Below are 11,568 nucleotides of genomic sequence, written 5' to 3'. Positions count from 1 at the left end.
ATGGAGGTGATCACTCGGGGTACCAGCGCCCGGCGGCGTCCTTCAGCTGACCGTTCTCGGTCTTCACTATGCGGACCTTGTCGCTGCAGACGGACGGCAGGCCCTTGACCTGTTTGCCGTCACAGGTGACCTCGGGGCCGACGAACGTCGGCCGGCCCTTCAGCCCGCGGAGCGCGCGCATCACGGCTGACGGATCGTCCGGCTTGTCGATCTTGGCCAGCACCCGGGACAGGGTCACGGCCGTACCGAAGGCGGATTCCGGGTAGACCCCGACATCGACAGAGGGGGCGTACCGCGCCATGGCGGCCCGGAACGCCGCGGTGTCGGGGGTGTCCGCGTTCGCGGGCTGCACGGACACGGGGAAGTACGTCCCTTCGGCCGCGCTTCCCCCGGCCTTGAGGACACTCGGCGCGGCACAGTTGCCGCTGAAGAAGTAGTTCGCCGTGCTGGCCAACGACTGCTTGGCCTTCAGGACGTTGACGCATCCGGCTTCCGGCATGATCCCGAACACCGTGTCGGTCCCGCCCTTGAGGGCCTGGCTGAGCGGACCGGCCATATCGGTCTCGTTCGCACTGAAGGGCGCCATGGTCACGCGGCTCACACCGTGTGCCTTGAGCACGTTCCGGACGAACCTCTCGGCGGTCAGTCGCGCCTGGGGGTTCTCGTTGAACAGGACGGCGGCCTTCTTGGTCTTCAGCTCCTTCGCCGCGTAGGTGGCCGCGGCGCCCTGTGACGCCGCCGATCCCGCGACGAACGAGAACGACGTGGGGGACGTGAGTTCGGCGGAGCTGGTCGGCGTCGGGCTCAGGTAGGGCACACCGGCCTTGGCAAGGACGGGAAGGGAGCCGTCCGAGCCGAGATCGAGGCCGCCGATCACCGTTGCGGGCTTCGCCTCCAGCAGTTGCGCCGCGCAGTTCGCCGACGCCGCGGACGTCCCGTTTGACGCGCAGTACTCGAGGCGGATTGGCCGCCCGCCGGCCCCGCCCAGGTTGTTGTTGATGTACTTCACCGCCGCGCGGGTTGCCTGACCGACGTTGGCGAAGTTGCCCGCCGCGTTGGTGTCATTGTTGATCATGCCGATGACGATCGGCTTGCCCTGCGCCTTCTTCACGGGCAGTTCGGCCTTCTCCGCCTCCCCGGTCGTAGCGGCGTCACTGCCGGCACAGGCCGAGACGAGCGTGAGAGCCAGGACCGTACAGGCGCTGGCGGCCACTCGGAACGAGCTGCGGGCGATTCTCTTGCCTGACATAGCACCTCATCAACTTAGTTCACTTTGTTGATGAGGAGAGTATGGAGGGAGAGCGGAGGTGCGACAAGGGCTTGAACAGCGTTTTTCGCAGATAACGATGAGATGAAGCATTGATGACCCAGTCATCCAGATGTGCCTTTGGCTCATCCTTCGCTTCGTGACCGCGGGAGCCGCCCACGCCACGGCACCCCGAACCCGGGACGGGACGGGGCGCCGTGGGCGAGAGAGATCCTCAAGCCTTCGTTCTGAAGCGCGCGGTCGCGTCGCGGAACTCCTGGCCGGTGAGCAGTCCCCCCTGCACGGCACCCAACACGGCAAGTTCGTGATCGAACTCCGAACTCAGGGCCCGGCGCAGGGATGCCTTGCTGCTGCTGAGTGCGGCGAGGGACAACTTCGCCAGTTCACCGGTGACTTCGGTGACCCGTTCTTCCAGCCGTTCGGGCGCGAGGACCTCGTTGACGAGGCCCCATGCGCACGCCTCGTCCGGCGGGACCACCCGCCCGGTGAGGACCATCTCGCTCGCCCGCGTACTGCCGACAGCCCGGGCCAGCAGGTGAGCGCCCCCCATGCCCGGAACGAGTCCGGCATTGATCCACGAGCTGGCGAAGTTCGCCGTTCGGCTCGCGTAGCGCAGATCGCAGGCCAGGGCCAGATCCAGGCCGGCGCCCAGAGCGGGCCCGTTGACGACGGCGAGTACGGGAACCGGGACATCGCGCAGCAGCCGCACAAGGCGCTGGAATTGTCCGTACACGGCGTCGGTGACCGCGCGCGCACCCCTCTCGGCCACAGCCGACAAGTCGGTGAGGTCGCCTCCCGCGCAGAAGACGGGCGGCGCTCCGGTGACGACCAAGGCCCGCACCCCGGGGTCCGCCCCCGCCCGCGCGACCGCGTCCGCCAGGTCGCGGACGAGCTCGACGGTCAGCGCGTTCCGCCGGGCGGGCCGGTTGAGTACCAGCCACTCGGCGGCGCCCCGCCGCTCTCGCACCAGGTGGTCCGCACTGCCCGCCCCCGCCCCCCTCATGAGCGCATCCCCGTGAGGTCGCGGCCGATGATGGTGCGCATGATCTCGGAAGTACCCCCGTAGATAGTCTGCACGCGTGCGTCGAGAAAGGCCCGGGAGACCGGGTACTCGCTCATATAGCCGTAACCTCCGAAGAGTTGCAGGCAGCGGTCGACCACACGTTGCTGGAGCTCGGTGCTGGCGAGCTTCGCCTTGGCGGCGTCCACCGCGGTGAGTTCGCCTGCGTTGAGGTCACGCAGGCAGTTGTCGACGTAGGCCTGGACGACGTCGAGTTCGGTGGTCATGTCGGCGAGTCGGAACTGGGTGTTCTGGAAGGCGGCCAACGGCTTGCCGAACGCCAGGCGCTCCTTGGTGTACTCCAGCGTCCAGTCCAGCACGACCCGTGCCGGGTAGAGCGCCTGCAGAGCGATGGAGAGCCGCTCGCCGGGAAGGTTCGCCATCAGGTGCGCGAAGCCGCCTCCCTCTTCGCCCAGCAGGTTGCCGGCAGGCACTCGGACGTCTTCGAAGGCCAGCTCGGCGGTGTCCTGGGCAACCAGACCTATCTTGTCCAGTTTCCGGCCGCGCTCGAAGCCGGACATCCCACGCTCGACCATGAGCAGGCTGAGGCCGTGCGAACTCGCGCTCGGGTCGGTCCGAGCGACGACGATCACCAGGTCGGCGGCGATGCCGTTGGTGATGAAGGTCTTGGTGCCGTTGAGGATCCACTCCTGTCCGTCACGCACGGCAGTGGTGCGGATGCCCTGCAGATCGCTGCCTGCGCCTGGCTCCGTCATGGCGATCGCGCCGATGAGCTCACCGCTGGCCACCCCGGCAGCCAACGGGCCTTCTGCTCCAAGGTGGCCAGGCTCAGCAGATACGGCAGGAAGATGTCGTCCTGCAGTCCGAACCCGAGGTTCACCGAGGCGGCGCCCACGCGGGCCAGTTCCTCGATGACCACACTGCGGTAACGGACATCGGCCACACCGCCGCCGCCGTACTCCTCCGGCACGGCAAGTCCGAGAATCCCCTGGCGGCCGGCGGTCAGCCAGGCGCTTCCCTCGACCATCCGGTCGGCGTCCCAGCGTTCTCGGTGAGGCAGCACCTCGCGCTCCACGTACTCCCGCACAGTCGCCCGGAAATCCTCGTGGTCCCGCTCGTAGAGCTTCCGTCGCATGTTCCTCCGCCTCTCCAACACGGCATCGCACCCAAGACACAAGCATCACTTAGTGAACTAAGATAATCCAGTGTTGCCAGGCTGTCGTGTGACCGGACGCGAACCGTCCCCGAGGACAAGAGCAGGACCGCGGTGCATTGACGCACGCGATCCGGCATCCGCCCCATAATTCACCGACCGTACTTAATGACTCATACTGGGCATGGGGTCCATCAGGCGAAGGAGAGCCACCACGATGACGGGCCAGTGCGATGGAGCCGAACCGTTCTCGCTGGACGGCATCGCGATGGCCGTGATCAACCGCGAGGGCATCGTGCTGCGCTGGACGCGCGCGGCCGAGGAGTTGCTGGGCCGTACGGCCACGGAGGTCTGCGGCCGCCCGGTGGCGCACCTCCTCGCCAACGCCTCGGAGCGACACCGCCTGGCCGAGGGCGGCGGGGCCGGGATCCCGGAGGCAGGCCGGGCCACACTGCGGCACCACTCCGGTGACACCGTCGAGGTCGCCTTTCGTGTGCGGCAGCTCGAGCCCCGCTCCGAGTTCGCCGTTCTGGCAGCGCCCATCCGCTGCGTAACCGACTGGGAACAGAGTGTGTCTCTGTTGCGCGCGCTACTCGGCCAGGATCGCGTCGGAATCGGCATCCACGATCCTGAGCTGCGGGTCGTGCGAACCAACATCACATCCGAGATGTCCGACGGGCCGGGCCTGCCCATCGGCGGCCGGCTGGCGGACGTCATGTCCGCGGAGGACGCCGAGGCCGCCGAGGCGGCGCTGCGCCAGGTGCTGTCCACGGGCGTGCCGCTGGTCGGACGCGAGCACCGGACGCGGCGCTCGACAAAGGCGCCCGAGCGGCAGGGGCGTTGTCGCTGTCCGCCTTCAGGCTGGACGACGAGCGGGGGCACCCGGCGGGTGTCGCCGTCTTCCTCCATGACGCCGCCGATCGGCTGCGGGCCCTTCGCGACCTGGAGCTGCGCCATCGGGCCTCGGCCCACATCGGCACCTCACTCGACGTCACCCGTACCGCTCAGGACATGGCGGACATCCTGGTCCCGGCTCTCGGCGACCTGGCCTGGGTGGAGCTGGCCGATGCGGTGTTCGAGGGGGACGAGCCACCCAAGGTCCTCGGTGGAGGAGATCCGCACATGCGACGGGCCGCCGTGGCCCCCGCCGGCACCTGCCCCTTGCTCCCACCGGGAGCCGCGGTCCCACGGCTCCGGGACGCCCTCAGCCTGCGCAGCGTGCAGCGCGGCAAGGCCATCATCACCGACCGGGCGGAAACCGAGTCGGCCACCGGCCGGAAACTGGCGCGGCTGTTCGTCCCCGAGCACGGTCATTCAGCCATGTGGGTCCCGCTTTTCGCGCGCGGTCTCCTGCTCGGCACGGTCGGTATCTGGCGCACCGAGCAGCCAGAGCCTTTCCGCCAGGAGGACGCGGAGCTGCTGACGGAGATAGCGACCCGCGCGGCGCTGAGCGTGGACAACGCCCGCCGCTACACGCGCGAACACCGTGCGGCCGTGGCCCTGCAGCAGAGACTGCTCCCGCACGCCACCACCGACACCGCAGCCGCCCATACGGTCGGCCTCTACAAGCCCGCCGGCGGCGGCTCCGAGATCAGCGGCGACTGGTTCGACGTCATACCGCTGCCCTCGCTGCGCGCCGCCTTTCTCGTCGGTGACGTCATCGGCCACGGGCTGCACGCCACGGCCACCATGGGCCGGCTGAGCACCGCCGTCCAGACGCTGGCCGATCTGGAACTCCCCCCCGACGAGCTTCTTACCCGTCTGGACGACCTCGTCACCCGGCTGGCTTCGGAGGCCACCCCCGCACACGAGGACACGATCGGCGCCACGTGTCTGTACGCCCTTTACGACCCGATCACCTGTCTTTGCACCCTGGCCAGTTCAGGCCACCCGCCTCCCGTCCTGATCCACCCCGATGGCACCGCCCACCCCGTGGCGCTCTCCCCCGGTCCGCCGCTGGGCGTGGGCGGCCTGCCGTTCGAGACCACCACCCTCGAGCTGGCTCCTGGCAGTGTCCTGGCCCTGTACACCGACGGTCTCCTCGACCGCTCCGACCACGACGCCGGCCTCCAGCGGCTGACCGATCGCCTCGCGGCGCTCTGTCGTCCAGGCGTGGCCCTGGACGACCTCGGCCGCGCGGCGATGGCCGATGCCATCGACTCTCCGCCCCGTGACGACATCGCCCTGCTCCTCGTCCGCACCCGGGCCCTTGCGCCCGATGCCACCTCCGCCTGGGAATTCCCCGCCGACCCCGCTGTCGTCGCCGACGCCCGCGAGGCGACCAGCCACCAGCTGACCGTCTGGGGACTCGACGAGGCGGCTTTCACCACCGAACTCATCGTCAGCGAACTCGTCACCAATGCCATCCGCTACGCCGGCGGCCCCATGGAACTGCGCCTCATCCGCGACAAGGTGCTCATCTGCGAGGTCTCAGACCCCAGCAACACCCACCCACGGCTGCGCCGCGCCCACATCACCGACGAGGGCGGCCGCGGTCTGTTCCTCGTCGCTCAGCTCACCCGGCGTTGGGGTATCCGCTACGGCCGGTCCGGTAAGACCATCTGGGCCGAGCTCCCCCTGCATCCTATGCCCGCTGAACGGGAACTCCGCGGCTTCTGAGCCGGGCCCGGGTCCCGGCCCCGGTCACGACCGCGCTTGTCCACGGGCACTCTTGAGCTCGAGGTGGCGCTGCATCAGGCGGGCGGCGTCCGCGGTGAGTTCAGCGGGCGCGTCGGGGAGCTCGACCTCACCATGCTCCCGGCTGGGGAGGGCGACCGTGGCGGTGGCAAGGCATGTCTCCTCACCGCGCTGGTTGACGCCGGTCAGGGTCAGATCGACCACTGCTCGTCCGTTCTCCATGCGCTTCGCCGTCACCTCACCGGTGAGGGTGTGTGTGTCGCCGAGGTAGTTGAACTTCCGCATCTGGCTGCTCTGGCGTACCAGCCACGCATCGTCGCCCGCCCAGTCGGTGACGAGGTGGGAGAGCCAGCAGTCGCGCATGACGCCGTAGTCGTACGCCATCGGCGCGCCGACCTGCCTGGCCCACGCGGGGTCCCAGTGCACCCGCTGTGACACATCCGGGATTCCCTGCTCATTGGGGGTGTAGAAAGCGGGGATCCGCTGCCTGTTCTGCCAGCCGAGGCGGTTCGAGGCCGGGGCGAACGGGCTGAATCCGTAGCCGCCCGAGTGGAAGACGATGATGTCGGTCGTGGTGAGTGGCCCCTTGGCCATCGGCCCCAGCCCGTCTCCGACCCGCACGTCCTCGAACCACCTGGTGTCGGCACCGCGCCGGCGCTCGGAGGCGTAGATCGCGTCGATGCGCGCCAGGTCCTCCTCCGTATAGGCCGTGGGCTCGTGGTCGTACTTGCCACGGCTCCTGGCGGCCTTGCGCTCGGCGTGGATCAGGATGACCCGGGCCACCGAGACGACCTCGGCGTTCTGGTTCATCCGCACATGACGCCGAGTGAGGATGAGGGTTTTGCCGGCGAACTCCGACCGCTTCTCCTCCACCGACTCCAACCCCTGAAAGGTATAGAGCGAGTCGCCCGGCCGGACCGGCCGGTAGAGCTCCCAGGCGGTGCCGGAAACGAAGTTGTGGACGCCGCGGAATGCCGGCTGCTTGGTGTGGATCGGCCGCTGGTCTCCCAGCAGGGGCTTGTTCAGCGCGACGCCCACCAGCGGTGGGGCCACCTGCCCCGCCCACCGGGTGCCTTCGCCGTAGGACTCGTCGGTGTAGAGGGGGTTGTCGTCACCATAGCTGCGTGCGAAGTTTCGGATCGAATCGAAGGACGCGGTGGTGTGGAGCTCGGGGACCTTGCTCGGGAACAGCAGCCCACGGATCGACTTGGCCTGTTCGACATCGGATGGATCGATCACTCCGGCAGTGCGCTCGGTTTGCTCCGTCGTCTCACTCATACAACCTCCATCGACCACCCAACCGAGTTCATCGTAATGATTTAACTATATAACTAGATGCATGGACCGGGCAAGGCCAGGCCCCGCCGCGGCACCGTCACTCCGGCGACCCCAGATTCAGTGCGGCCCTGCAGTACGCCGCCTGACGCCGCTTGCTGACCAGGAACGACGGGGGCGCCAGATAGGCGGTGCCCCGCGGCAGCCCGCCCCTGCGCGCGTCGAGCATCGCCTGGGCCTGTGCCGTGGTGCCGCACACGGCTATCGCACCGAGCATCTCATCCGTGACAGCCTCAGCCATCGCCTCGGTGTCACCCCCGCGGAAGGCGGCGCGCAGGGCTTCCACCGCAGACTCCCACCCGTGAAATTCCACGAAGGGGTCGTAGGTCTTCACGGTCAGGTAGAACGCGATCATCCGCCTGGCGTCGCGGATCGCCCGGCCCGGGTCCGTGTCGTCGACCGCCGTGATCAGCCAGCCGACTTCGCGCACATCGGACGGAGTCCGTCCGCTGCGCTCGACACCCGCCGAGAACCGCGGCCGCACGACGTCGCGCCACCACCGCTCGGTGAACAGGCCGTGCCCGATGATGCCGTCGGCCACCTCGCCGGCCGTCTGGGCCATACCGGCGTTGAATCCCGCGAGCAGCAGCGGGATGTCGAGCCTGCCCAGGACGGGAGCCCGGATGTCGGCCTCGACACGGTAGTACTCGCCCTCGAAGGAGACGACCTCGCCGTTCTCCGCGTCCAGGTAGGCGCGCACCGCGGGGATCAGTTCGCGGATCCGGGCCATCGGCTTGTCCGCGGGGACGCCGAACCAGTCGCGATTGATCTTGAAAGCCCCGGTACCGAACCCGAGGAACATTCCCCCGGGCGCGGTCGCGTGGATCTGGCGGGCCGCTGTCGCATGGGCGTATGGAGTCCGCGCGAACGCGTAAGCGATGGCCGTACCCACTTCGGCCGTGGTGACGCCCCTGGCCATCTCGCCCAAGGAGAGATAGGCGTCGTGATCGACGAAGTCACCCGTGCAGAAAGAGGTGAAACCCGCCCGCTCGGCCTCCTTGGCCACCTCGGCGCCGTTCCACGGCATCCCCAGCTTCATGACGGCGTCACCGGACCCCTGGACAGGCCGAGCAGACTCTCGGCGACGATGGTGCGCTCACGGCATGGGCTCCTCACACGCAAGCCTTTCGAGATGTTCCGGATTGGTTCCGAAGGCGAAGCACAGGGACATCTGCCGTCTTGGGAACAGATGAGCGTCCACCTCGGAGGTGACCCCCGTGCCGCCGTGGTTACCGTATCAGTTAACTATGTGAACCAATACGTCTGATTTTTGGCCGAGCCGGTCCGCCCCTCTTGCGCCCGTACGGCGAAGGGGCCGCCGGAGTCATTCGCGGAAGTCGGCCCCCTCGGAGACCTCGCGCCACAGCTCCAGCTCGGCGATCCGTCGCTCCAGGGCGTCGGCGATCATCGCCGCGGCGAAGCCGCCGAGCACGAGATGAGCCGGGGGCTCGTCGGAATCGAGTGCCGCGACGATCGCGAGCGCGCCGCGCTCAGGGTCTCCGGGCGGCCGCCCGTCGGGCCGGCGTTCCTCCTCACGCCGCTTGTCCACGGCCGGGTAGACGCCGAGTTGTTTCTGCGCATAGCGGCGGGAGCGGCCGAAGAAGCCCGTCCTGAAGGCCCCCGGCTCGACCACGAGGACGTGGATACCGAACGGCCGGAGCTCTCCACGCAGCGCGTCGGACCAGCCTTCGAGTGCGTGCTTGCTGGCGGCGTAGTAACCGGATCCCGGCGCTCCCTGCACCCCGCTGACCGAAGAGACGTTGACGATCATCCCCGCCCCCCGTGCACGCCAGCCGGGCAGGACGAGCCCGGTCAGCGCCGCCGGCCCGAAGAAGTTGGCCTCCATCTGAGCCCGGCGCTCCTCCTCGCCGGTCTCCTCGATCGCGCCGAGGAGGCCGTATCCAGCGTTGTTGACCAGGACGTCGATCGGCCCGAGCGCCTTCTCGGCGGCCGCGAGCGCGGGCGCGAAGGTCTCCGGGTCGGCAAGGTCGAGGTCGAGCGCCACGCCCTGGTCCCCGAGATCCAGATCGATGCGGCTCGCATCGCGCGCGGTGACCGCGACCCGGCCCCCCGCACGGATCACCCGCGCCGCCAGGGCGCGCCCGATCCCGCTCGAACCACCGGTGATGAACCAAGTCTTCGCCGCCCCTGATGTCATTCCCCAAGTCTAACCTAGTTACCTTACTCGGGGAATGGTTCGCCCGCCGGGCGGCCACGTTGCGGGGGCAGCATCCCGCGGGGCCCCGCCGCCGCATCAGCGGCGTAATGTCAGGGCTGCCCGGGAAGCAGGGCGAGGAACAGCCCATGGGACTCGGCGCACAGGGTGTCACCGTCCCTGATCTCCGCACGGATGAACCGTTTGCGCCCCTCTTCGCTCTCGAACCACGCCCGCACGCTCAACGGCACCCCGACCGGAGTGACCGACCGGAAGTCCGTGTGCAGGAAGGCCGTACGCGACTGGGACCGGCCCGCGGTGTTGGAGAGTCTGCCCATCACCTCGTCGAAGAGCAGCGGGATCGCACCGCCGTGGACGGCGCCGTTGCCGCCGAGGAAGTAACGCCCGAAAGTCACGGTCCCCTTCACACTCCGCTCGTCGGACTCCTCGGCGGCGAATTTCGGAGCCATCACCTGGCCGCGGCCGTGCAGGTCGCGGCGGCGGCCGAAGACCTGTTGCCGCTCGCCCACACGGTGCCTCTCCAGCCTCTTGGACCAGGCGGCGAAAGCATCGGCAAGGGCCCGCACGGTCTCCTCGTCCGGACTGGCCGCGGCGAACCCGTCGAGGAGATCGCGCAGCGATTCGACCACCGCGCCGTACCCGGGCCCGCCACCCGTCACCGGGATGTCCGGTCCAGCCACGTGCCACTGCCAGAGGGAGGCCGGTACGAGGCATCCTGCCGCTCTCGGGCGACACCGCCTCCGGCAGGCGGGGGCGCCGGCCTGACGCAGGCGGGCCCGGCACCGGCCTTCGCTCCGGGGTGGCGCCTCGACGTCCCGGCTCACCGCACGAGCAGAGGCAGCAGGGGTGGCCGTTCTCCGGGGGGCTCGCCCGGCCGTCGCGGTGCCCGCCCGAATCGGCGGTCCCGGTCGGGAACTCCAGCGGCTTCCCGTGCACGCCGTCGTTGTCTTCGTCGTGGTCATCCATGCGGAGAACACCCCTTGGTCCGTCTGGCGCCGGTATACGGCCGTGCCCCATGGGTCTGCGGTTGCCGAGCGGCCGCGCGGGCCGCAACGGCGTGATCTGCCCGCCGCGCCCGTGACCGAGGAGGCTTCCTCACAGACTCCCGCAGCGACCCCGAAGGCTTCCACCCTCAAGCCCTGAGGGGACGGTCGGAGGGCTTCAATGACGACGGCGCCGCCCTGGCCGCCGCCGGGTGAGTGTGACACCTCCGGGCGGGAGCCGGGCCGTGTGCGGCGGCTCAGTCGGCCTTGGGAGGCCGGTAGGAGGTCAACAGCAGGGCCAGCCCGGCGGCCACTCCGGCAACCGCCGCGAAAGCGGCCCAGAGCGCACCGGCGAGATCGAGGCCGAGCAGTCGATCGAGCGACCAGGCACCGGGCCCAGCGGAGGCCAGGGCCACCGCAACGACGCCGACGAGGACGGTGTACTCACAACCGCCCTTGAATACGAAGTATCCCTTGCCCCTGTGATCGGTGAGGGCCGCTACCAGCATGAGACCGACGTACGCGGTCGCCGCGAGGCCACTGAGGAGACCGACGGTGACCAGCACGCCGGCCAGGATCTCGGTGCCCGCCGCGAGGCGCGCGTGAAGCCACGCGGGACGCAGGCCGAGACCCGTGAACCAGGCTGTCGTCCCCGCCAGCCCACCGGAACCTGCCAGCTTGTTCCACCCGTGCACGAGCAACATGGGCCCAAGTGCCATTCTCACCAGCGCCATTGCGAGGTCGGTCGCCATCATGCCCCCTCACTTATAAGGTGCAATCATCTTACTCTATAAACTCAACCTGGCAAGGTCGGGAGCGAGGGAGGCGGGCCCGCAGCCGCGCCGGCGTCGCAGGGGCACCACCCCACGACCGCCCGCACCTCGACCGCTTCGCATGGTTGCCACCGTCGACTACCGTCTTGTATAAATCAGTAATATCTTTGACGTCACAGTAGTCCTGCCCTCTGCGGCATTCCCCGCCTCCGACGGCAACGCC

The 11,568-nt window shown here is 68.9% G+C and carries 7 protein-coding genes and 2 pseudogenes; 1 reads left to right on the top strand and 8 read right to left on the bottom strand.

The annotated features are described in order from the left end of the window. Positions 1-10 precede the first annotated feature (10 nt). From LIV37_RS50060 to LIV37_RS50050, 3 genes and pseudogenes are all read right to left on the bottom strand, one after another. A complete protein-coding gene (locus tag LIV37_RS50060) occupies positions 11-1,249 on the bottom strand; it encodes an ABC transporter substrate-binding protein (protein WP_020874717.1) in 1,239 nt (412 codons plus the stop codon). A gap of 232 nt (positions 1,250-1,481) precedes the next feature. Continuing rightward, positions 1,482-2,270: an enoyl-CoA hydratase/isomerase family protein gene (locus tag LIV37_RS50055; protein ID WP_121826432.1), complete on the bottom strand. Its 789-nt coding sequence runs from the start codon at positions 2,268-2,270 to the stop codon at positions 1,482-1,484. Then, positions 2,267-3,423 (bottom strand): annotated as a pseudogene (locus LIV37_RS50050) (acyl-CoA dehydrogenase family protein). Before LIV37_RS50050 ends, LIV37_RS50055 begins: the two are co-directional and overlap by 4 nt. 286 nt (positions 3,424-3,709) lie before the next feature. Here LIV37_RS50050 and LIV37_RS50045 point away from each other — a divergent pair. Further along, a pseudogene (locus LIV37_RS50045) lies at positions 3,710-6,060 on the top strand (ATP-binding SpoIIE family protein phosphatase). Positions 6,061-6,084: 24 nt separating this feature from the next. Here LIV37_RS50045 and LIV37_RS50040 read toward each other — a convergent pair. The 5 genes from LIV37_RS50040 to LIV37_RS50020 all read right to left on the bottom strand — a co-directional run bounded on the left by LIV37_RS50040 (position 6,085) and on the right by LIV37_RS50020 (position 11,327). After that, positions 6,085-7,356 (bottom strand): FAS1-like dehydratase domain-containing protein, encoded by a 1,272-nt coding sequence (locus tag LIV37_RS50040; protein ID WP_121826433.1) that lies wholly within the window; start codon positions 7,354-7,356, stop codon positions 6,085-6,087. Between the two features lie 97 nt (positions 7,357-7,453). After that, entirely contained in the window at positions 7,454-8,452 is a 999-nt protein-coding gene (locus LIV37_RS50035; protein ID WP_121826434.1) for an LLM class flavin-dependent oxidoreductase, read from the bottom strand. A 285-nt stretch (positions 8,453-8,737) separates the two neighbouring features. Then, the gene (locus LIV37_RS50030; RefSeq protein WP_020874711.1) at positions 8,738-9,571 is read right to left on the bottom strand and encodes an SDR family NAD(P)-dependent oxidoreductase; all 834 of its coding nucleotides are present in this window, start codon (positions 9,569-9,571) and stop codon (positions 8,738-8,740) included. Between the two features lie 110 nt (positions 9,572-9,681). Next, a complete protein-coding gene (locus LIV37_RS50025) occupies positions 9,682-10,269 on the bottom strand; it encodes a PaaI family thioesterase (protein WP_254807172.1) in 588 nt (195 codons plus the stop codon). Positions 10,270-10,829: 560 nt separating this feature from the next. Next, positions 10,830-11,327, bottom strand: coding sequence for a DoxX family protein (locus tag LIV37_RS50020; RefSeq protein ID WP_020874709.1), 498 nt, complete (start codon positions 11,325-11,327; stop codon positions 10,830-10,832). Between the last annotated feature and the right edge of the window lie 241 nt (positions 11,328-11,568).

Source organism: Streptomyces rapamycinicus NRRL 5491 (assembly GCF_024298965.1).
GTDB lineage: Bacteria > Actinomycetota > Actinomycetes > Streptomycetales > Streptomycetaceae > Streptomyces > Streptomyces rapamycinicus.
The sequence above is the reverse complement of the archived record's forward strand: the minus strand, read 5'-3'. Positions and strand labels throughout refer to the sequence as shown.